General features: G+C 63.1%; 22 protein-coding genes. 11 read left to right on the top strand and 11 right to left on the bottom strand.

The features are described 5' to 3' along the window. The first annotated feature begins 3 nt into the window (after positions 1 to 3). The 4 genes from ACSBPU_RS02730 to ACSBPU_RS02745 all read left to right on the top strand — a co-directional run bounded on the left by ACSBPU_RS02730 (position 4) and on the right by ACSBPU_RS02745 (position 4,485). Positions 4 to 1,029 carry an ABC transporter ATP-binding protein gene (locus ACSBPU_RS02730; RefSeq protein WP_442595384.1) on the top strand — a complete coding sequence of 342 codons (1,026 nt, stop codon included), beginning with the start codon at positions 4 to 6 and terminating at the stop codon, positions 1,027 to 1,029. Then, positions 1,026 to 2,087 carry an ABC transporter ATP-binding protein gene (locus tag ACSBPU_RS02735; RefSeq protein ID WP_442595386.1) on the top strand — a complete coding sequence of 354 codons (1,062 nt, stop codon included), beginning with the start codon at positions 1,026 to 1,028 and terminating at the stop codon, positions 2,085 to 2,087. The genes ACSBPU_RS02730 and ACSBPU_RS02735 overlap by 4 nt, the downstream gene beginning before the upstream one ends. Before the next feature lie 88 nt (positions 2,088 to 2,175). Continuing rightward, entirely contained in the window at positions 2,176 to 3,036 is an 861-nt protein-coding gene (locus ACSBPU_RS02740) for an N-formylglutamate amidohydrolase (RefSeq protein WP_442595388.1), read from the top strand. A gap of 240 nt (positions 3,037 to 3,276) precedes the next feature. Continuing rightward, complete coding sequence (locus ACSBPU_RS02745) at positions 3,277 to 4,485, top strand: MFS transporter (RefSeq protein WP_442598514.1); 1,209 nt, start codon at positions 3,277 to 3,279, stop codon at positions 4,483 to 4,485. Between the two features lie 35 nt (positions 4,486 to 4,520). Here ACSBPU_RS02745 and ACSBPU_RS02750 read toward each other — a convergent pair whose 3' ends face one another. Continuing rightward, positions 4,521 to 5,492 (bottom strand): MurR/RpiR family transcriptional regulator, encoded by a 972-nt coding sequence (locus ACSBPU_RS02750; protein WP_442595390.1) that lies wholly within the window; start codon positions 5,490 to 5,492, stop codon positions 4,521 to 4,523. 113 nt (positions 5,493 to 5,605) lie between these two features. On the opposite strand from ACSBPU_RS02750, the gene ACSBPU_RS02755 reads away from it, so the two are divergent. Together ACSBPU_RS02755 and ACSBPU_RS02760 are read left to right on the top strand one after the other, a co-directional pair. Beyond that, complete coding sequence (locus tag ACSBPU_RS02755) at positions 5,606 to 6,931, top strand: aspartate aminotransferase family protein (protein WP_442595391.1); 1,326 nt, start codon at positions 5,606 to 5,608, stop codon at positions 6,929 to 6,931. 21 nt (positions 6,932 to 6,952) lie between these two features. Continuing rightward, positions 6,953 to 7,477 (top strand): carboxymuconolactone decarboxylase family protein, encoded by a 525-nt coding sequence (locus ACSBPU_RS02760; protein WP_442595393.1) that lies wholly within the window; start codon positions 6,953 to 6,955, stop codon positions 7,475 to 7,477. 83 nt (positions 7,478 to 7,560) lie between these two features. Here ACSBPU_RS02760 and ACSBPU_RS02765 read toward each other — a convergent pair whose 3' ends face one another. Both ACSBPU_RS02765 and ACSBPU_RS02770 read right to left on the bottom strand, forming a co-directional pair. After that, positions 7,561 to 8,091, bottom strand: coding sequence for a cob(I)yrinic acid a,c-diamide adenosyltransferase (locus tag ACSBPU_RS02765; protein WP_442595395.1), 531 nt, complete (start codon positions 8,089 to 8,091; stop codon positions 7,561 to 7,563). Positions 8,092 to 8,111: 20 nt separating this feature from the next. Beyond that, the gene (locus ACSBPU_RS02770) at positions 8,112 to 8,540 is read right to left on the bottom strand and encodes a GNAT family N-acetyltransferase (RefSeq protein ID WP_442598516.1); all 429 of its coding nucleotides are present in this window, start codon (positions 8,538 to 8,540) and stop codon (positions 8,112 to 8,114) included. Between the two features lie 127 nt (positions 8,541 to 8,667). Here ACSBPU_RS02770 and ACSBPU_RS02775 point away from each other — a divergent pair, with 127 nt between their 5' ends. Next, the gene (locus tag ACSBPU_RS02775; protein ID WP_442595397.1) at positions 8,668 to 8,970 is read left to right on the top strand and encodes a copper-binding protein; all 303 of its coding nucleotides are present in this window, start codon (positions 8,668 to 8,670) and stop codon (positions 8,968 to 8,970) included. Positions 8,971 to 9,053: 83 nt separating this feature from the next. Here the strand turns inward: ACSBPU_RS02775 and hslU are convergent, their stop codons facing one another. From hslU to ACSBPU_RS02800, 5 genes are all read right to left on the bottom strand, one after another. Continuing rightward, positions 9,054 to 10,385, bottom strand: coding sequence for an ATP-dependent protease ATPase subunit HslU (gene hslU, locus ACSBPU_RS02780; protein WP_442595399.1), 1,332 nt, complete (start codon positions 10,383 to 10,385; stop codon positions 9,054 to 9,056). A 16-nt stretch (positions 10,386 to 10,401) separates the two neighbouring features. Then, positions 10,402 to 10,935 (bottom strand): ATP-dependent protease subunit HslV, encoded by a 534-nt coding sequence (gene hslV / locus ACSBPU_RS02785; protein WP_442595401.1) that lies wholly within the window; start codon positions 10,933 to 10,935, stop codon positions 10,402 to 10,404. Positions 10,936 to 11,184: 249 nt separating this feature from the next. Beyond that, positions 11,185 to 11,628 carry an RNA polymerase-binding protein DksA gene (gene dksA / locus ACSBPU_RS02790; protein ID WP_180070037.1) on the bottom strand — a complete coding sequence of 148 codons (444 nt, stop codon included), beginning with the start codon at positions 11,626 to 11,628 and terminating at the stop codon, positions 11,185 to 11,187. A 75-nt stretch (positions 11,629 to 11,703) separates the two neighbouring features. Then, positions 11,704 to 12,795: a CobW family GTP-binding protein gene (locus ACSBPU_RS02795; RefSeq protein WP_442595403.1), complete on the bottom strand. Its 1,092-nt coding sequence runs from the start codon at positions 12,793 to 12,795 to the stop codon at positions 11,704 to 11,706. Positions 12,796 to 12,891: 96 nt separating this feature from the next. Further along, on the bottom strand, positions 12,892 to 13,356 hold the full coding sequence (locus tag ACSBPU_RS02800) for a transcriptional repressor (protein WP_180070033.1): 465 nt from the start codon (positions 13,354 to 13,356) through the stop codon (positions 12,892 to 12,894). Positions 13,357 to 13,466: 110 nt separating this feature from the next. Between ACSBPU_RS02800 and ACSBPU_RS02805 the strand changes: the two genes are divergently transcribed. The 4 genes from ACSBPU_RS02805 to ACSBPU_RS02820 are packed head-to-tail and all read left to right on the top strand — an operon-like array spanning position 13,467 to position 16,232. Further along, positions 13,467 to 13,604, top strand: coding sequence for a hypothetical protein (locus ACSBPU_RS02805; protein ID WP_180070031.1), 138 nt, complete (start codon positions 13,467 to 13,469; stop codon positions 13,602 to 13,604). Positions 13,605 to 13,612: 8 nt separating this feature from the next. After that, positions 13,613 to 14,323: a metal ABC transporter ATP-binding protein gene (locus tag ACSBPU_RS02810; protein WP_442595406.1), complete on the top strand. Its 711-nt coding sequence runs from the start codon at positions 13,613 to 13,615 to the stop codon at positions 14,321 to 14,323. Positions 14,324 to 14,370: 47 nt separating this feature from the next. Continuing rightward, complete coding sequence (locus tag ACSBPU_RS02815) at positions 14,371 to 15,222, top strand: metal ABC transporter permease (protein WP_442598518.1); 852 nt, start codon at positions 14,371 to 14,373, stop codon at positions 15,220 to 15,222. Further along, complete coding sequence (locus ACSBPU_RS02820) at positions 15,222 to 16,232, top strand: metal ABC transporter solute-binding protein, Zn/Mn family (RefSeq protein ID WP_442595408.1); 1,011 nt, start codon at positions 15,222 to 15,224, stop codon at positions 16,230 to 16,232. The genes ACSBPU_RS02815 and ACSBPU_RS02820 overlap by 1 nt, the downstream gene beginning before the upstream one ends. Before the next feature lie 211 nt (positions 16,233 to 16,443). Here ACSBPU_RS02820 and xerC read toward each other — a convergent pair whose 3' ends face one another. From xerC to dapF, 3 genes are read right to left on the bottom strand one after another with little or no spacing between them, the layout of a single operon-like run. After that, positions 16,444 to 17,397: a tyrosine recombinase XerC gene (xerC, locus tag ACSBPU_RS02825; protein ID WP_442595410.1), complete on the bottom strand. Its 954-nt coding sequence runs from the start codon at positions 17,395 to 17,397 to the stop codon at positions 16,444 to 16,446. 36 nt (positions 17,398 to 17,433) lie between these two features. Then, complete coding sequence (locus ACSBPU_RS02830; protein ID WP_180070023.1) at positions 17,434 to 18,123, bottom strand: DUF484 family protein; 690 nt, start codon at positions 18,121 to 18,123, stop codon at positions 17,434 to 17,436. Then, entirely contained in the window at positions 18,120 to 19,013 is an 894-nt protein-coding gene (gene dapF, locus ACSBPU_RS02835) for a diaminopimelate epimerase (RefSeq protein ID WP_442598520.1), read from the bottom strand. Before dapF ends, ACSBPU_RS02830 begins: the two co-directional genes overlap by 4 nt. Between the last annotated feature and the right edge of the window lie 12 nt (positions 19,014 to 19,025).

The raw sequence follows: 19,025 nt of genomic DNA on the forward strand, positions 1-19,025 counted from the left end.
ACCATGCATGACCTCGCCGTTCCCCGCCAGACCCAAGCCGCTGCCGACCATGCGCCCGCTGCCGATCTGCTGCTCGACGTTCAGGGCTTGCGTACATGGTTCCACACGCGGGACGGCATCGTGAAGGCGGTGGACGGCGTATCGCTGCAATTGCGCGAGGGCGAGATCCTGGGCCTGGTGGGCGAGTCCGGCTCGGGCAAGAGCATCACCGGCTTTTCGCTTATGGGCCTGGTCGATGCGCCCGGCAGGGTCAGGGCCGAACGCATGGTCTTCAATGGCCGCGACCTGCTGGCGCTGTCGCCCGAGCAGTACCGCCAGCTGCGCGGGAAGGACATGGCCATGATCTTCCAGGATCCGATGATGACGCTCAATCCCACCTTGCGGGTGGATACGCAGATGATCGAAGCCGTGCTGGCGCATGACAAGGTTACGCGCAAGGCGGCGCGCGATCGCGCCATCGAGGTCCTCGTCAAGGTCGGCATCCCTTCGCCGGAAGAGCGGCTGCAGGTGTATCCGCATCACCTGTCGGGCGGGATGCGGCAGCGCATCGCGATCGCCATCGCTCTGCTGAACTCGCCCAAGCTCATCATTGCCGACGAGCCCACGACGGCGCTCGACGTCACGATACAGGGGCAGATTCTGTTCGAGGTGCAGAAGCTCTGCCGCGAGTCGGGAACGGCGCTGATATGGATCACGCATGACCTTGCCATTGTTTCCGGCCTGGCCGACCGACTGGCTGTCATGTATGCGGGCCGCATCGTCGAAACCGCCGCCACTCCGGAGATCGTGGGCGGGGCGCGCCACCCTTACACGCATGGGCTGATATCCTCGATTCCCTCGATACACACCCGCGGCAAAGAGCTGTTCCAGATTCCCGGCTCCACGCCGTCCTTGCTGAATCTTCCCCAAGGCTGTCCTTTCCAGGCAAGGTGCTATCGCGCCAGCAGTACATGCGTGCAGGATCCGCCCTTCGAGCGGGTCGGCCCCGGCCATTGGGCCGCCTGTTGGCACCAGGGGGTGCAGGCATGAGCGAACAGGAAGTCATCCTTGGTTTGCGCAATGTGCAGCGGGTTTATTCCCAGCCCGTGGACTTCCTGTCGCGCATGGGCGGATTGCTGAAGGGCGGCGTCAAGCCGCGCTCGGTGCAGGCCGTCGCCGGCGTGGACCTGGACGTCATGGCTGGCGAGGTCATTGGCATCGTCGGGGAATCAGGCTGCGGCAAGTCGACCCTGGGCCGCATGCTTACCGGCATCCTGCCGCCCAGCGCGGGCGAGATCCGCTACCGGGGCAGGCCGGTGGCCCAGTTAAGCGGCAGTGCGCGGCGCGAGTACGAGCTCGGCGTGCAGATGATCTTCCAGGATCCGTACTCGTCGCTCAACCCGCGCATGCGCGTGATCGACATCATCGGTGAAGGGCCGGTGGTGCACGGCATGATCAAGAGCGGCGAAAAGGAAGCCTATGTGTCGCAGCTCATGCGCAAGGTGGGGCTCGACCCGTCATACCGCTACCGGTATCCGCACCAGTTCTCGGGCGGGCAGCGCCAGCGCATCGGCGTGGCGCGCGCGCTGGCCGTCAAGCCTTCCGTCATCGTCTGCGACGAGGCCGTGGCCGCGCTCGATGTATCCATCCAGGCGCAGGTGCTGAATCTGTTCATGCAGCTGCGCAAGGAATACTCGCTCACGTATTTCTTCATCAGCCACAATCTTGGCGTGGTCAGCCATCTTTCTGATCGCGTGGCCATCATGTACCTGGGCCGCATCGTCGAGATCGCCGATACGGACACCATCTTCAGCCGGGCGCGCCATCCCTATACGCAGGCGCTGATCAAGGAGCTTCCGGTGCTGCGCACCGACCGACGCCAGTTCGATACGATCAAGGGCGAACTCCCATCCCCGCTCAATCCGCCGTCGGGCTGTCCGTTTCACCCGCGCTGTCCTTTCGTGATGGAGCGCTGCACGCGGGAACGCCCCATGCTAAAGCCGGTGAGGTTCGACGCGGCGGCGAAGGCAGCCGGCGCGTCCGCAGGCCTTGAAGCTATCGACACGGGCAAGCCGCATCTTAGCGCCTGTCATCTGGACGATACATAGCGGCCGGCGCGGCGCCGCGAAAAGGGCCGTCAGAGCCCTGGAACCCCATGCACTGGACACCAAGCAGTTCAACCTTTCTGGAGACGTCATGAAATTCGCCGACACGGAGTTCGAGCCTTATGTCCTGTCCCTTCCGAAAGCCAGCGCCATCCCGCTGGTTTGCGATTCGCCGCACAGCGGCGTGATCTACCCCGCTGATTTCCAGTACGCCATACCGATCTCGGTGCTGCGCTCGGGCGAGGACACCTATGTCGAGGAACTGTGGCACTCGATCCCGTCCGTGGGCGGCACCCTGCTGGCCGCGAATTTCCCGCGCACCTATATCGATCCGAATCGCGAAGAAGACGACATCGACCCGAATATCCTGGCGGAGCCGTGGACCACGGACCTGCATCCAACCGAGAAATCGCGGCTCGGCCATGGCCTGGTCTGGAGCCGCGCGCGCAACCAGGCGATCTACGATCGCAAGCTATGGGTGGGAGAAGTCGAGAATCGTATCGGCAGCTACCATCGTCCCTACCACGATGCCTTGCAAAGACAGATCGAAACAGCCCATGAACGCTTCGGGGTGGTCTGGCACCTGAACCTGCACTCCATGCCGGCCAACTCCTACGAAGTGCTGGAAATCGACACGGACAAGCCGCTGGCGGACTTCGTGCTGGGCGACCGCGACGGCACCACGTGCGACCCCACGTTCATCGGCATCATCGAGGACTACCTGCTCGAACAGGGCTATACCGTGGCGCGCAACGATCCGTTCAAGGGCGTCGCGCTCATCGAGCGCATCGGCCGCCCCGAAGAAAACCGGCACAGCTTGCAGATCGAAGTCAATCGCAGCCTGTACATGGATGAAGAGTCCTACGAAAAAAGCGCGAATTTCGCTGCCTTGCAGCAGGACCTGACGGGCCTGACCAGGAGAGTGGCGGAGTTCGTCCAATCGGTGCTGTGAGGGGTCAGACCCCGTACGGGGTCTGACCCCTAACCCCATGGTGGGGTCAGACCCGATGGGTCTGACCCCTTGGGCCAAGCTCCGGGGCATCCATGTCGGGGTCAGACCCAATGGGTCTGACCCCCTTCCGAGTTGCGGGGCCCGCCCTCCGGGTGGCGTCATATTTCCAATTGTTATATGCTTATAACCATCTTGGCCGAGACGGATCCTCCGTCGGCCGCCAACACACCGCCCCGCATCATGTCTTCCCCCGCGCAACGCTTTTTCAACAAGAACCTCGTCCTGCTCATCGTTTGCCAAGGGCTTTTCCTTACCAACAACGTCACCTTCATCGCCATCAACGGGCTGGTGGGCATGAGCCTCACGCCGGTTCCTTGGATGGCCACGCTGCCGGTAATGGGCTATGTGGTCGGCGGGGCGCTGTCCACGGGAATCGTCGCGCGCACGCAAAGCCGGTATGGGCGGAAAAAGTCGTTCCAGCTGGGGCTGGTCACCGCCATCCTGTCGGCCCTGATGTGCGCGGTGTCGGTGTGGACGCAGAATTTCTGGCTGCTGACCATGTCGACCCTGGTTGCCGGCTACTACAGCGCCAATGGCCAGCTTTACCGTTTCGCGGCCACCGAGCTGGTCGACGCCGGCCATCGTGAAAAAGCGATTTCCTGGGTTCTGGCGGGTGGTCTGATTGGCGCGATCATCGGGCCGAACTTGGCGAAGTATGCCAAGGATGCCGCATCCTACCCCTTCATGGGGGCGTATCTGGCCCTGGCGGTGGTCGGCCTGGTCGCCATGCTGGTCATGCACTGCATCCGTTTCCCCGACGATGCGCGCAAGAATGCGCCGCGGGACAGCGGCCGGCCTTTGTCGGAAATCGCGCGGCAGCCGGTGTTCATCGTGGCGGCGCTGGCTGCGGCGCTGGGATACGGCATCATGAACCTGCTGATGGCGGCCACGCCCCTGGCCATGGAGGTCTGCGGCTTCGAGTTCGGCAGCACGGCCACGGTTCTGCAGTGGCACGTCATCGGCATGTTCGCGCCGGGCTTCATCACGGGGTCGCTCATCAAGCGCTTCGGCGTCCTGCAGGTGATGGCCATGGGCCTGCTCATCAATTTCATATGCATAGCCATCGCGTTGTCAGGCACCGATTTCCACCAATTCCTGTTCGCGCTGTTCCTGTTGGGCGTCGGCTGGAACTTCCTATTCACGGGCGCCACGACGCTGGCCACCCAGGCGTATACACCGCAAGAGCGAGACAAGGCGCAGGGCGCCATCAACTTCGCCGTGTTCCTGGTCATGGCCGTGTCGTCGTTCAGCTCCGGCGCCCTGGTCACGACGCAGGGATGGTACTGGCTGAACGTGGGTTCGCTGGTGCCGGCCGCCATCGTGGGACTGGCGCTGCTGGGTCTTTTCATGCGGCGCGCCAGAAAGGGCCAGACCCCGTACGGAGCCTGACCGTCGGGGTCAGACCCGGAGCCTAGCCCTAGGGGTCAGACACCGTTCGGGGTCTGACCCCAGATCTGCTTCTCTTTGTCGCTGACATAAGCGCCGGTCCGGTGCAACTGATCCTCTGCATGTTCGATGCCGCTGACCGCCTGGCTGCCGGCCTTCGCCAGCAGTTGTTCGATGAGCAGTTCCACGAGCGCGGTCGCCGATGCGCTCGATGGGAAAAATGAAGATGTTTCTGTCGAGAACAGCAAGGTGCTATCGGCGACCTGAGCGAGCGGCGACAGGACACTGTCGCAAATGGCGATGATGCGGCAGCCCGCTTGGCGGGCGGCATCCGCGACGCGTACGGATTCCCGCGAGTAGGGTTCGAAGCCGATGATGACCACGGCATCCGTGGCGGTGAGCGCACGCAATTCCATTTCAAGCGTGCCGGCGTCGCCGCGCAGCATGGCGACGGTTGGGCGGAATAATCGGTACAGGTACTGGAAGCTGAAAGCGGGCGCGAACGACGCGCGAAAGCCTGCGACGTAAACACGTTTCGCCCGGTTCAGGAGCTTGACGGCCTCGGGGAGGCGATCGGCGTTGTCGGCGCTCAGTTGCCGGATGTTGTCGGTCTGTGCCATGACGGCGCGATCGAGTGCGTTGCGCGGATTCTTGCCGCGGATGAGTTCACGCGCCTGGTCCGCGTAACGGCGCGGGGGGCGGTGGAGCGAGCGCACGAAGACTTGCTTCAGGTCTTCCCAGCCGGGATAGCCCAACGACTGCGCCAGGCGGACGAGGGTGGCGGGCTGCACACCGGCCTGGGCCGCAACCTTGCGCATGGATGCGACCGGAATCTCGGAAGGAAAATCCAGCAGGTATTTTGCGCCTACCTGGAATTGCGGCGTCATGGCGGCGAAGTCGCGCTGGATGCGTTCGCTCAGGGTGTCCAGGCTGGAGGGGGCGGATGGAGGGTTCTTGTTGGTCACTAGAATGGATGGGCCGGTGGCATGGGTTGCGAAGTATGCGTCCAAAAACCACAACAGGTTCTGGATGCGAGAAGCGCCTCATGCATGATTATATTGATTTGTTTGTTGCATGAGTTATGATTGATACAACATTTGTTGAAATCTAGGGCTAAGGCGCCATGACACACGTTTTTCATCGCAATCCGAAACAGCAGCTGGAATTTGCCGTGCGCGGCGAAGGCATCCGGCTGTTCGACCAGAACGGCAAAGGCTATATCGATGCATCGGGCGGCGCGGCCGTATCCTGCCTGGGGCATGGGCACCCGGCCGTCATACAGGCCATCAAGAATCAGCTGGACCAGGTCGCCTATGCCCACTCTTCGTTCTTCACTACCCAGGTATGCGAAGACCTGGGGGATTTCCTGGCCGAGCGTGCGCCCGGCGACCTGAACCACGTCTATTTCGTATCCGGCGGCTCCGAGGCTATCGAAGCCGCGCTAAAGCTTGCCCGACAGTATTTCGTTGAAATCGGCCAGCCCCAGCGCCGCCACTTCATTGCGCGCCGGCAAAGCTACCACGGCAATACGCTGGGCGCGCTTGCCATCGGCGGCAACGCCTGGCGCCGCGAGCCTTTCCTGCCCATCCTGGTGCCCGCGCATCATGTTTCGCCATGCTACGCCTACCGCGATCAGCTTCCCACTGAAACCGAAGAGCAATACGCCGATCGCCTTGCCCTGGAACTGGATCAGAAAATACAAGAGCTGGGGCCTGAAAACGTCGCGGCGTTCGTGGCGGAAACCGTGGTCGGCGCAACCGCCGGGGCGCTGGCGCCGGTGAAGACCTATCTGCAGCGCATCCGCCAGGTCTGCGACCGCCATGGCGTGTTGCTGATCCTGGACGAGGTCATGTCGGGCATGGGGCGCACCGGCCATTTGTTCGCCTGCGCCGAAGACGGTGTCACGCCCGACATCCTCACCATCGCGAAGGGCCTGGGCGCGGGCTACCAGCCGATAGGCGCAATGATTGCAAGCAGCCGCATCTACGACGCCATTGTGGCGGGCAGCGGCTTCTTCCAGCACGGGCACACATATATGGGCCACGCAACCGCATGCGCAGCCGCATTGTCCGTCCAGCAGGTCATTGAACAGGACGGGCTGCTGGCCAACGTGCTGGCGCGCGGCGAGCAATTGCGCGCTGAATTGCGCCATGCGCTGGACGCGCACCCCAATGTGGGCGACGTGCGCGGGCGCGGCCTGTTCGTAGGCGTGGAGTTCGTGCAGGACAAGACCGACAAGTCAGTGCTCGATCCCGCGCTCAAGACTCATGCCAGGCTCAAGAAGCAGGCCATGCAAAATGGCTTGATGATGTACCCCATGGGCGGCACAATCGATGGCGTGCTGGGCGACCACGTGTTGCTCGCGCCGCCCTTTATCTGCACCGAGCAGGACATCGGCGAAATCGTGTCGCGCTTCGTCGATACGGTTCAGCAAGTCCTGCCCGCCTGAACCTTACTGTAGGAATTTCAAATGGCCCGTTTGCCTTATGCCGATCTGACGCATCCTGAAGTCAGCCCGCTGGTCGATCAAATCGTCGCGGAACGCGGCAGCGTCCTGCATCTTTATCAGATGCTGCTGCAAAGCCCGCCCGTGGCGCGCGGCTGGCTCAACCACTTGACGGGCATACGCCAGCAAAGTTCGCTGGCCGGCGATATCCGTGAAATGGTCATCATGCGGATCGCGATCCTCAATGGCGCCCCATACGAGGCCGACCAGCATGCGCCCATCGCCTTGAAGGAAGGTATGAGCCAGGCGCAGCTGGATGCGCTCGACGCCTGGGAAGGCTCGGCGCTGTTCAATGAAAAAGAACGCGCGGTGCTTGCCTACACAGACGCCATGACGCGCCACGTGCAGGTGCCCGATGCGGTATTCGACGACGCAAAACAGCATTTCTCGCAGCGCGAGATGGTGGAATTGACGGCCACCATCGCGACCTACAACATGGTGTCCCGCTTCCTGGAAGCGCTGCAGATCCATTCGCACGACGACCGTTGAGTTGGCTGGGGTCAGACCCCGTGCGGGGTCTGACCCCGGATTACACCGGGGGTGGGGTCAGACCCCATACGGGGTCTGACCCCTCAGTCCCGTTGCCACAGAACATCGCCCCGGCCCGCGTGCTTGTTCAGCGCGCGAGCCAGCACGAAGCACAGGTCGGACAGGCGGTTCAGGTACTGGATGACGGGTTTGTTCGCCTCCAGGCCGACGGCGCAGCGCTCCGCGCGGCGGCATACGGTGCGTGCCATGTGCGCCATGGCGGCGGCGCGAGTGCCGCCGGGAAGAATGAATTCCTGCAGCTTGCCCAGGTCTGCGTTGTAGCGGGCCAGTGCCTCATCCAGGAAGAGCACGTGCTCTTCCTTCAGCGCGATGTGGCCCGGTATGCATAGCTCTGCGCCCAGGTCGAACAAGTCGTTCTGGATGCGGCCGAGCAGGGTGTCGATGGCTTCCGGCAGGTCTTCGCAGCGCCACAGCCCGATGGTGCTGTTCAGTTCATCGACATCGCCGAGCGCGTTGATACGGGGAGTATTCTTTGCGACGCGCGTACCGTCGCCCAGGCCCGTCGTGCCCTGATCGCCGCCGCGCGTGGTGATGACGGAAAGTCTCGTGGCCATGATGCTGTGTCCTTGAATGTTCAGTTCGCGAGTTTCGTCAGCGCGTCGCCCGTCACCCGGACGATGCGCCAATCCGGCAATACCTGCGCGCCCAGGTATTCGTAGAAATCGATGGCATTGCGGTTCCAGTCGAGCACCGACCATTCGAATCGCCCGCAATCGAGCTCTACCGCCAATTGCGCAAGATGCCTGAGCGCAAGCTTGCCCACGCCTTTGCCGCGATGCTTAGGATCGACGTAGAGGTCTTCCAGATAAAGGCCGCGTTTATCCAGGAAGCTGGAGTAGTTGTGGAACCACATGATGTACGCGATGGGCGTGCCGGGATCGCCGGCGGCGACGCCCACCAGGCAATTGACCGCCGGCGGATCGCTGAACAGGCTGTGGCGCAGGCTGTCGCGCGTGGCTTTGAAGATGCCGGTGAGGTTCTCGAACTCGGCCATGTCCAGCATGAGCTTGTGGATATGGGGGATGTCTTCGCTGCGCGCCGGCCGCAGAAGGTATTGGGGTGCTGCGTCGCTCAAACGTATTCCTTCAAATAGCGTTATGCTTTGACTGTGTTTATCAGGAGTTTAGCGTATGGGTAAGCCAAGCAGAGTGCTGCTGCCGGCGGTTGCGGCCGCGCTGGCGGTATGCTCGTTCTATTCCGTTCAGGCAGTAGCCCAAGAGGCCAGCGCCACCGGCGAAGTGCGCCGCATCGATGCGCAGGCGGGCAAGATCACTCTCAAGCATGGCGCCATTGCGGCGCTGGATCTTCCGGCCATGACGCTGGTCTACCGAATCGACCCCGCGCTGCTGGGCGATATCAAGCCGGGCGACAAGGTGTCTTTCAAGGCACGCCGCGATGGCGGCATATACACCGTGACCGCCATTTCGAAGTAGGCGGTGTGTTCCTGGGGTCAGACCCCGTACGGGGTCTGACCCTTCCAAAGCACAGGGGTCAGACCCTTTTCGGGTCTGACCCCTTACAAGACGTAGCGCGCCAGGTCTTGGCTGGCTGCCGTTTCCTGCAGCTTGTCGTTCACATAGGCGGCGTCGATGGTCACGCTCTGGCCGCTGTTGGCGGTGGCGTCGAATGACAGGTCCTCCAGCAGCTTTTCCATGACAGTGTACAAGCGGCGCGCGCCGATGTTCTCCGTGCGCTCGTTCACTTCGTAGGCCAGTTCCGCCAGCCGCTGGATGCCGTCGTCGGTGAAATCCAGCGTGACGTCCTCGGTGCCGAGCAGCGCGCTGTATTGCTTGGTCAGCGACGCGTCGGTGTCGCTCAGGATGCGGACGAAGTCCTGCGCCGTCAGGGAATCGAGTTCGACACGTATCGGGAAGCGGCCCTGCAGCTCGGGAATCAGATCGGAGGGACGCGACAAGTGGAAAGCGCCGGACGCGATGAACAGAATGTGATCGGTGCGCACGACCCCGTATTTCGTATTGACGGTCGTGCCTTCGACCAATGGGAGCAGGTCGCGCTGAACGCCCTGGCGGGACACGTCGCCGCCCGAATGTTCCTGGCGGGTGGCGATCTTGTCGATTTCATCCAGGAAGACGATGCCGTTCTGTTCGGCGTTGGCGACGGCCGTGGTGCGCAAGTCTTCTTCATTGACGCGGCGCGCGGCTTCCTCTTCGGTGAGGAGCTTGAACGCGTCCTTGACCGACATCTTCTTGACCTTCTTTTTGTCGCGGCCCAGGCCTGCGAACATGCCCTTGAGCTGTTCCGTCATTTCCTCCATGCCGGGGGGCGCCATGATCTCCATCTGGGGCGCCATTTGCGCGATCTCGATTTCGATCTGCATGTCGTCCAGCTTGCCTTCGCGCAGCCGTTTGCGGAAGGTCTGCCGGGCGTTGTTTTCCTCGCGTTCGGGCTCGCCGTGCGCATTGCGCGGGGGCGAGATCAGCACGTCGAGGATGCGGTCCTCGGCGGCGTCCTCGGCCTGGGTGCGGACGCGCCGCATCTCGACGTCGCGCGTCTGCTTGACGGAAATTTCGACCAGGTCGCGGATGATGGTGTCGACATCGCGGCCCACGTAGCCGACTTCGGTGAACTTGGTGGCCTCGATCTTGATGAAGGGCGCATTGGCCAGCTTGGCCAGGCGTCGAGCGATCTCGGTCTTGCCCACGCCCGTGGGCCCGATCATGAGTATGTTCTTGGGAACGATTTCGTTGCGCAGCGGCTCGGGCACCTGCTGGCGGCGCCAGCGATTGCGCAGGGCGACCGCGACGGAACGCTTGGCACGGTTCTGGCCGACAATGTTCTTGTCGAGTTCGGAGACGATTTCCCCGGGGGTCATGTTGGTAGCGGACATAATGGTCTGGAATTCGTTACAGCGTTTCGACGATGTGGTTCTGGTTGGTGTAGATGCACAGGTCGCCCGCGATCTCGAGCGATTTCTTCACGATGTCCGCTGGGGACAGGTCGGTGTTGTGCAGCAGCGCCAGCGCGGCCGACTGGGCATAGGCGCCTCCCGAACCGATGGCGGCCAAGCCGTGCTCGGGTTCGAGCACGTCGCCGTTGCCCGTAAGCACCAGGGTGTGTTCCTTGTCGGCCACGATCAGCATGGCCTCGAGGCGGCGCAGCACGCGGTCGGTGCGCCAGTCCTTCGTGAGTTCGACGGCGGCGCGCATCAGATTGCCCTGATGCTTTTCGAGCTTGGCCTCGAAGCGTTCCTGAAGCGTGAAGGCGTCGGCGGTGGCGCCGGCGAAGCCGGCCAGGATCTTGTCCTGGTAAAGCCGGCGGATTTTTCTTGCGGTGCCTTTGATGACGATGTTCCCCAGGGTGACCTGGCCGTCGCCGCCCAGGGCGACTTCATTGCCTCGGCGGACGCAAACGATGGTGGTAGCGTGAAATTGTTCCATGGATCCTTCCTTTGAAGATTTCATATGGGGATGGAATCGACGGATTCAAGATGCTGTGGTGGGGTCAGACCCCGGACGGGGTCTGACCCCTTGAGTCCACAAGATGCCATGGTGGGGTCAGACCCCGGACGGGGTCTGACCCCTTGAACGAAGGGGTCGGCCCCCCTTTGGGATCCGACCCCGCAAAAAGCAAAAGGGGCCAGGCCCTGCGAAGGGTCTGACCCCTGAACGGGGACCATGGCCGGACGATCAGTCGCCGTAGAGCTTCTGGCGCATTTCACGGCGTTCCTGGGCTTCCAGCGACAGGGTGGCCGTGGGACGGGCCAGCAGGCGCGCGATGCCGATGGGCTCGCCGGTTTCTTCGCACCAGCCGTATTCGCCGGAGTCGATGCGCGTGATGGATTGCTGCACTTTCTTCAGCAGCTTGCGTTCGCGGTCGCGCGTGCGCAGTTCCAGCGCGTGCTCTTCTTCGATGGTGGCGCGGTCGGCGGGATCCGGCACGAATTGGGTTTCGCGCAGGTTTTCGGTCGTGGCGTCGGCGTTGTTGAGGATTTCCTGTTCCAGTTCCTTCAGGCGATTGCGGAAAAACGCCAGTTGGGCCTGATTCATGTAGTCAGCCTCTGGCATTGCCAACAGTTCCTTTTCGGTCAGCAACTGACCTTGGTTCTTAACGGCTGCGGATTTGCTTGCCATGATGTGTCCTCTTTTTGTGGTGTTGGTGCTGGAATCCGTACCGTCCGCACTACGGGCGGGCGGCGAGGTTCGCAATCAGACCAAGCATTGTTCTAGTCCCCGGGTGAAGATCTCCTGGGGAAGTTTACGGCCAATGAACACCATTTTGGTACTAGGCTTTTCACCCGATAGCCACGGCTTGCCGGGTTCCGCGCCCATCATCATGTGCACGCCCTGGAAGAGCATGCGGCGGTTGATTCCTTTCAAATACAAGATGCCCTTGTAACGCATGAGGTCGGGGCCGTAGACCTGGACGATGCCGCCCAGGAATTCTTCCAGGCGCTCCGGATCGAAAGCCTTGTTGGAGCGGAAGACGAAAGCGCCGATCTCATCGTCGTGGTGGGCGTGATGATGGTCGTGGTGGTGGTGGCCGCAGTGCTCATCGCATTCATGGCCGTGATCGTGGTCATGGCCATGGTGGTGATGATCGTGGGCGGCGTCGGGATGCTCTTCGGCCAGGAATTCGGGATCGATATCGAGAATGGTGTTCAGATTGAAGCCGCTGATGTCCAGCAGCTGCTTGATATCGGCTTCCCCGAAGTGCACCGGCATGATCGAAGCGCGCGGATTGATGCGCACCAGGCGCGATCGCAAGGCCTGGTATTCCTCTTCGGAGACCAGGTCTTTCTTGGAAATGAGGATCTTGTCGGCGAAGCCCGCTTGCTTCTGCGCTTCTTCCTGCTTGTCGAGCGTGTCCATGCCGTGCTTGGCGTCGACCACGGTGATGACTGCATCGAGCCGATAGTAGTCGGCGATGTCGTCATCCATGAAGAAGGTCTGGCAGACGGGGCCGGGGTTGGCCATGCCGGTGGTTTCGATGATGACCCGTTCGAAGGTCAGTTCGCCTGCCTGCCTGCGCGTGCGCAGGTCGTTCAGGGTGCGCATGAGGTCGCCGCGCACCGTGCAGCAGACGCAGCCGTTGCTAAGCTCGACGATTTCTTCGTCGCTGTCCTGCACCAGCAGGTCGTTGTCGATGCTCTCGGGCCCGAACTCGTTTTCAATGACGGCTATTCGGCGCCCGTGGTATTCGGTCAGAATACGCTTGAGCAATGTGGTTTTACCCGCGCCCAGGAAACCAGTGAGTATGGTGACGGGTACCATTTTATCCAGGTCGTCAGCGCCTTTCATCGAAATGCCTCGCTGCGCAATCACTGCGCAAAAAAAAACTCAACGTGCGATTACATCACAGCATGCGTTTTAGCGCAAACATATGTTTCTAAAGTGTTAATGTGCCCGGCAATCGGCGCAGATCGCACGCAATTCGGTCTCGTGGCCGGACAGCTTGAAACCGGCGTGGGCCACTTTATGGGCGAGTTGGCGGCTGAGGGTGGGGTCGCTCAGTTCGGCCACCGCTCCGCATTGCGTGCATACCACAAGCAGGTCGTGCGGCTCGCCGGCGGCGTCCATGCAGGCGGTCCAAGCGTTGATCGCGTCCAGCCTGTGGACCAGGCCTTCGTCAACGAGAAAGTCCAGGGCACGGTATACCGTGGGCGGCGCCGCGCCCGGCTGGACTGCCCGGATCAGTTCGAGCAGTTCGTACGCCTTTACGCTGCGGCGCTGCTGGAGCAGGATCTCCAGCACCTTGCGGCGTATCGGGGTAAGGCGTTTGCCACGCTGCATGCACAGCGATTCGGCGGTGCGCAGCTGGGCTGCCAGGGCAGTTTGCTGTGTCGAATGGTTGGCAGGCATGGTAAAAATCAGAAAAAGTCCAAGTTATGTTATAACATAACGCGTGAGCGCGCGGCAGCAATGCCGGGTGCGCGCACGCATTTGTGCTCCCTCTCGATCCTAACGCAATCATGCCTTCTCTGCTTCCCTCTTCGTCCCGCCGGCACCGCGGATCGGCCTTGCTGGCCTCGTGCGTTCAGCGCATGGCCTGCATGCTGGCGGCGGTCGCGCTGCTTTGGCTGCTTACAGGATGGGCGATGGGATGGTAGGGCGGGCCATGGCCGTCATCGAGCTGGACCAGGTGTCTTTGGGGTGGCGCGACCGCGTGGCGGTGCGCGACGTCAGCGGCGCGTTCGAGCGCGGCTCACTCACCGCCATCGTGGGACCCAACGGCGCGGGCAAGTCCACGCTGCTCAAGGGCATCACCGGCCTGGTGAGCCCCTTGCGCGGCAATATCCGTACTTCCGGCCGGGCCGATTCGCAGATCGCCTGTCTGCCGCAATTGGGCGAGCTGGATCGCAGCTTCCCGATCTCCACCTACGATCTCGTGGCCATGGGCGCCTGGCGCCGCGTGGGCGCCTGGAAGCGGTTCACTGCCGAAGAGCACGAGCGCGTGCAATCCGCGCTGGAATCCGTCGGCCTTGCCGACTTCGGGCATCGCATCATCGGCACACTGTCCGGCGGCCAGTTGCAGCGCGCCTTGTTCGCGCGCTTGATGCTGCATGACGCCGACACTCTGTTGCTGGACGAACCTTTTGCCGCGGTCGACATGGCGACGACGGAAGACTTGATGGTGTTGCTGCACCGCTGGCACGGCGAAGGCCGGACCGTGGTGGCCGTGCTGCACGACCTGGAGCTGGTGCGCAGGCATTTTCCGCAGTGCCTGTTGCTTGCAGGGCAGTTGGTCGCCTGGGGCGGAACCGACGAGGTCCTGACGCCGGAGAACCTGCACCTGGCGCGCCATCTGTGCGCGGGAGACTTTTTGTGAGCTGGATATTGGACGTGCTCGTCGGCCCCTTCATCGAATACGCGTTCATGCGTCGCGCGCTCGCCGGCTCTTTCGCCTTGGCGTTCGCGGCGGGGCCGCTGGGTGTGTTCCTGGTGCTCCGGCGCATGAGCCTGATGGGTGACGCCATGGCCCACGCCATTCTTCCCGGCGTCGCGGTCGGCTTCCTGACGGCCGGGCTCTCGTTGAGCGCGATGACGATCGGGGGCATGGTGACAGGCCTGCTGGTCGCGGCGCTGGCCGGTGCCGTCTCGCGGCTCACGCCGCAGCGCGAGGATGCCAGCTTTGCCGCATTTTACCTGGTCTCGCTCGGTCTGGGCGTGTTGCTGGTGTCGCTGCGCGGCTCCAACATGGACCTGATCCATGTGCTGTTCGGCACGGTGCTGGGCCTGGACGACGCCGCCCTGCTGCTGGTTACTTCGGTTTCGAGCATCACGCTGCTGGCGCTCGCCTTGATCTTCAGGCCGCTGGTGCTGGAATGCCTCGATCCTCTCTTCCTGCGCTCGCAGGGCGGCTCGGCATCCCGGGTGCACATGGTGTTCCTGCTGCTGCTGGTGGCCACGATGGTGGCCGGATTCCAGGTCCTGGGCACGCTGATGGTCGTGGGCATCATGATGCTTCCGGCCACGGCCGCGAGGTTCTGGACGAGCTCGGCGGGCCGCCAAATGGTGCTGGCCGCCGCGTTGGGCACGGTGGCATCCTACGCCGGCCTGCTGTTTTCGTACTACGCCAATGTTCCGGCTTCTCCCGCCATCATTCTTTCGGCAGGATGCTTGTATTTCCTTTCGGTCTTTATTGGGCCTCACGGCGGGTTGTTGCAGGCGGCACGGCAAGCCCGCGCGCGCCGGCAGCGCCTGTCCAGGATCCTGGAGCATCCCTAATGTCTCGCATCGGTGCTGTCTTCCATGAATTCCGGTCTTCGCGCCGTTTCGTGCTCACGTCGCTTGCCGCGGGAGCCGTTGCCGTGCTGGAACCGGCATACGGACTTGCGCAGCCGACCTCTCTTGCGGGGCCTCCGCTGAAGGTCGTCGCCAGTTTTTCCGTCCTGGGCGATATGGTGCGCGAGATCGGAGGCGAGCACGTGGCGCTGTCGACCATCGTGGGGCCCGACGCCGATGCGCATACCTTCGAGCCTTCGCCCAAGGACGTCCAGGCGCTGGCGGGGGCGCAGGTGCTGGTTCTGAACGGACTCGATTTCGAACCATGGCTGCCGCGCCTGATCGAATCGGCGGGCTTCAAGGGCTTGCAAGTCCTGGCGTCCAAAGGGGTGCCGGTCAGGCGCCTGAGCACTGAAAGCCCCCATCAGCACGCCGGCGGCTCGGAACGGGATCACGCGCCCGGCCGTGGACAGACCCCCGGGGATGTAGACCCGCACGCCTGGCAGAGCCTCAGCAACGGGATGCTCTACGCCGCCAATATCGCCGAAGGACTGGGCATGGCGGATCCGGCCCGGCGGGCGTATTACAGGAACCGCTCCAAGCTGTATATCGAGAAGATGAAGAAGCTGGATACCGAGATCAAGCTGGCCTTGTCCGAGATACCCGAGCAGAGGCGTACGGTGATCAGTTCCCATGACGCCTTCGGCTATTTTGCCGACGCTTACGGCATACGGTTCCTGTCGGTGACGGGGGTGTCCAACGAGGCGGAGCCTTCGGCGCGCGATGTTGCGGCATTGATCGACCGGGTCAGGCGCGAGTCGGTTTCGGGCGTGTTCATCGAGAACGCCGCCAACCCCAGGCTGGTCGAACAAATAGCGCGCGAAACGGGCGCGAAGGTGGGCGGCACGCTTTATTCCGATGCGCTGGCCAAGGCCGATCAGCCGGCATCCAGCTACCTGGGCATGTTCAGCTGGAATGCGGGACAGCTCATTTATGTGTTGAAGTCGAATTGATGGCAGGGGTCGGACCCCGTACGGGGTCCGACCCCAGGTCCTGAAGCCGAATTGATGTGGCGGGGTCAGACCCCGTATGGGGTCTGACCCCAGGTCCTTAAGTCGAATTGATGTGGTGGGGGTCAGACCCCATACGGGGTCTGACCCCAGGTCCTTAAATCGAATTGATGGTTGGGGTCAGACCCCATACGGGGTCCGACCCCTATGCCGCTTAATCACGCTTGCGCCCCGCCCTGGGATGAGCCTGGTCATAGACCTTGGCCAGGTGCTGGAAGTCCAGGCGTGTATAGATCTGAGTCGTGGAGATATTCGCGTGGCCCAGCATCTCCTGCACGGCGCGCAGGTCTTGCGCGGATTGCAGCATGTGGCTGGCGAAACTGTGGCGCAGCCCGTGCGGATGCACATGCACAGGCAGCCCCACCTTCAGTGCCAGACGATCCAGCTGCAACTGGACGACGCGCGGCGATATCCGCTTGCCGCGCGCGCCCAGGAACAGGGCCGCATCGGTGTCGGGATCGGATGCGCCTTGCAGGAGGCGCGTGCGCAGCGGCAGCCAGCGCTCCAAGGCCTGGACGGCCTTGCTTCCCAGCGGAACACTGCGTGTCTTTCCGCCCTTGCCGTGCACCACGGCTTCCCGTTCGTCCAGTTGCAGCCAACTGACGGATTCATAACCGTCCCGCCGCGTGTATCGCCAGTCGAGGCTGGTCAGCTCCGACAGCCGCAGTCCGCTGGAATACAGCACCTCGAACATGGCCTGGTCGCGGCAGTCGATCGGCGTAGAGGGCTCGGGCAATCCCGGGCGGTCGAGCAGCGCCTGCGCCTGGTCGACGGAAAGCGCCTTGGGCAGGCTGCGCGGAACCTTGGGCGCGCGAACGCCGGCGGCCGGGTTGGCGTCGAGGCCGGCGGCCGGCGCCCACCACTGGAAGAATCCGCGCCATGCTGCCAGCGCACGGGCCAGGCTGCGCGGCTTCAGCCCTTGTGCATGAAGCCGCGCAACGGCTTGGCGTATGTGGCTTTCGCTGCACCGGTCGAGCGCCAGGCCGGGATGGCACTGCCCAAGATGATTGAGATCCTGGCGGTACGCCGCCAGCGTGTGCGGGGAATAGCGCCGGTGCGCCTGGAGATGCGCAAGCCATTGTTCCATGGGCGGCGGTAGCGGGTGCATGCTGGCTTCCTTTGCGCTATTGCCGTCGGGCAGGATCTAGGCGCAGTCGTCGCTGTCGACACGGCCACGCAGGCGCGACAGGCCGGCGCCGGCCAGACTGCCGATGATTTCCAGGAAGGCGGTGCCCATGTCCGGGGTGAATCGTTCGATGTCGTCCGAGCCCAGGACCAGCAGGCCGATGGGCGACGCATCGTCGGCCGCCGGCAAAGGAATGACGGCCAGCGACGCCGGGACCTCGGGTAGCCAGCCCGCCGCTTCCTGGTTCTTGTAAGGACCGCAGTAGGGCCGGGACAGTTCGCGCGCGTAGTTGCGTATCGACGGGGTGACATCCCGCGCATGCGGGCTGTCGGCGTCGAGGTCGGACAGGTCCCACACGCGCAGCGCGACGCCTGGCAAGTCGAAGAGTTCGCGCAGGTGGTCGACGATGTGTCCGGGCAAAACGGCAGCGTCGTCTTCGGCCAGCATGCGGCAGCACCAGCTGGTGAGCGTCTTGCTGGTCCGCTCGTTGCCGCTGGCATTGTGCGCAAGCCCCGAGAGCTTCCACTCCAAGTCTTTGACACGGGCGCGCAGCGTGAGGATCTGGCGCTCGCCCAGCGATATGGCGCGTGTCTCATTGGGGTGGGGGACACGCAGATTGGCGAAGAGCTCCGCATGATCTTGAAAAAAAGAGGGCTGCTCTTGGAGGAAACGCGCGATCGTGTCGGCGGTAAGGCTCTCTGCGGTCATGGTGGCGAAACGTCCTTTAAAGGGAGCTGTTGAACCAGGTTGTCGATATCGACCTGGCCGGAATAAACGGTGGTGGCGGGGCCGCTCATGCGCAGTTGCCGGCCGTCCCAGGCGACACGAAGAGGCCCTCCCCGCGTGTGGACTTGTACCGGACTGTCGAGCAGGCCGAGCCGTATCCCCGCGACGGCCGCGGCGCAGGCGCCCGTGCCGCAAGCCAGCGTTTCGCCGGCGCCGCGCTCGTAGACGCGCAATCGTATGGTGTGCCGATCGACCACTTGCATGAAGCCGGCGTTGACGCGCTGCTTGAAGCGTGGATGGGACTCGATCATCGGGCCGATCTCTTCCACGGGATAGCGATCCACGTCATCCACCTGTTGCACGGCATGGGGATTGGAGATCGCCACCAGGGAGAGCTGGGCGTCGGGGTGGCCGGCCAGCGGCAGCGCCCATAGGGTGTCGGCGCCGCGGGCCTGCGACGAGAGGCCTGCAGCGTCGAAGGCGACGTCCTGGGGAAGGAAGCGGGTCTGGCCCATTTCTACCGAGACGCCGCCGTCGGCGCTGTTGTCCAGGGTGATCAGGCCGGTGCAGATTTCGGCGCGCAAGGGATTGCGCCGCGACAGGCCTTGCTCATGCACGAAACGCACGAAGCAGCGCGCGCCGTTGCCGCAGTGCTCGACTTCGCCGCCGTCAGCGTTGAAGATGCGATAGCGGAAATCGGCCTCGGGATGATGCGGCGTTTCGACAAGCAGGATCTGGTCGGCGCCGATGCCGAACTGCCGATGCGCGAGCGCGCGCGCCCGTTCGGGCGTCATTTCTATGGCTTGGCGAACGCCGTCCAGGACGACGAAATCGTTGCCCGCGCCATGCATTTTTACGAAGTTCCAGATCATGGGAGTGATTAT

This window comes from Parapusillimonas sp. JC17 (assembly GCF_052180245.1).
Classification (GTDB): Bacteria; Pseudomonadota; Gammaproteobacteria; order Burkholderiales; family Burkholderiaceae_B; genus Parapusillimonas.

Excerpts from the sequence above, each read along its gene's own strand:
- dksA (WP_180070037.1), bottom strand. The coding sequence starts at position 11,628 with ATGGCAAGCAAATCCGCAGCCGTTAAGAACCAAGGTCAGTTGCTGACC.
- hslU (WP_442595399.1), bottom strand. The coding sequence starts at position 10,385 with ATGTCCGCTACCAACATGACCCCCGGGGAAATCGTCTCCGAACTCGAC.
- dapF (WP_442598520.1), bottom strand. The coding sequence starts at position 19,013 with ATGATCTGGAACTTCGTAAAAATGCATGGCGCGGGCAACGATTTCGTC.
- ACSBPU_RS02775 (WP_442595397.1), top strand. The coding sequence starts at position 8,668 with ATGGGTAAGCCAAGCAGAGTGCTGCTGCCGGCGGTTGCGGCCGCGCTG.
- hslV (WP_442595401.1), bottom strand. The coding sequence starts at position 10,935 with ATGGAACAATTTCACGCTACCACCATCGTTTGCGTCCGCCGAGGCAAT.
- ACSBPU_RS02810 (WP_442595406.1), top strand. The coding sequence starts at position 13,613 with ATGGCCGTCATCGAGCTGGACCAGGTGTCTTTGGGGTGGCGCGACCGC.
- ACSBPU_RS02770 (WP_442598516.1), bottom strand. The coding sequence starts at position 8,540 with ATGCTGGACATGGCCGAGTTCGAGAACCTCACCGGCATCTTCAAAGCC.
- ACSBPU_RS02820 (WP_442595408.1), top strand. The coding sequence starts at position 15,222 with ATGTCTCGCATCGGTGCTGTCTTCCATGAATTCCGGTCTTCGCGCCGT.
- ACSBPU_RS02755 (WP_442595391.1), top strand. The coding sequence starts at position 5,606 with ATGACACACGTTTTTCATCGCAATCCGAAACAGCAGCTGGAATTTGCC.
- ACSBPU_RS02765 (WP_442595395.1), bottom strand. The coding sequence starts at position 8,091 with ATGGCCACGAGACTTTCCGTCATCACCACGCGCGGCGGCGATCAGGGC.
- ACSBPU_RS02815 (WP_442598518.1), top strand. The coding sequence starts at position 14,371 with ATGCGTCGCGCGCTCGCCGGCTCTTTCGCCTTGGCGTTCGCGGCGGGG.
- ACSBPU_RS02795 (WP_442595403.1), bottom strand. The coding sequence starts at position 12,795 with ATGAAAGGCGCTGACGACCTGGATAAAATGGTACCCGTCACCATACTC.
- ACSBPU_RS02760 (WP_442595393.1), top strand. The coding sequence starts at position 6,953 with ATGGCCCGTTTGCCTTATGCCGATCTGACGCATCCTGAAGTCAGCCCG.
- ACSBPU_RS02745 (WP_442598514.1), top strand. The coding sequence starts at position 3,277 with ATGTCTTCCCCCGCGCAACGCTTTTTCAACAAGAACCTCGTCCTGCTC.
- ACSBPU_RS02800 (WP_180070033.1), bottom strand. The coding sequence starts at position 13,356 with ATGCCTGCCAACCATTCGACACAGCAAACTGCCCTGGCAGCCCAGCTG.
- ACSBPU_RS02740 (WP_442595388.1), top strand. The coding sequence starts at position 2,176 with ATGAAATTCGCCGACACGGAGTTCGAGCCTTATGTCCTGTCCCTTCCG.
- xerC (WP_442595410.1), bottom strand. The coding sequence starts at position 17,397 with ATGCACCCGCTACCGCCGCCCATGGAACAATGGCTTGCGCATCTCCAG.
- ACSBPU_RS02735 (WP_442595386.1), top strand. The coding sequence starts at position 1,026 with ATGAGCGAACAGGAAGTCATCCTTGGTTTGCGCAATGTGCAGCGGGTT.
- ACSBPU_RS02805 (WP_180070031.1), top strand. The coding sequence starts at position 13,467 with ATGCCTTCTCTGCTTCCCTCTTCGTCCCGCCGGCACCGCGGATCGGCC.
- ACSBPU_RS02730 (WP_442595384.1), top strand. The coding sequence starts at position 4 with ATGCATGACCTCGCCGTTCCCCGCCAGACCCAAGCCGCTGCCGACCAT.
- ACSBPU_RS02830 (WP_180070023.1), bottom strand. The coding sequence starts at position 18,123 with ATGACCGCAGAGAGCCTTACCGCCGACACGATCGCGCGTTTCCTCCAA.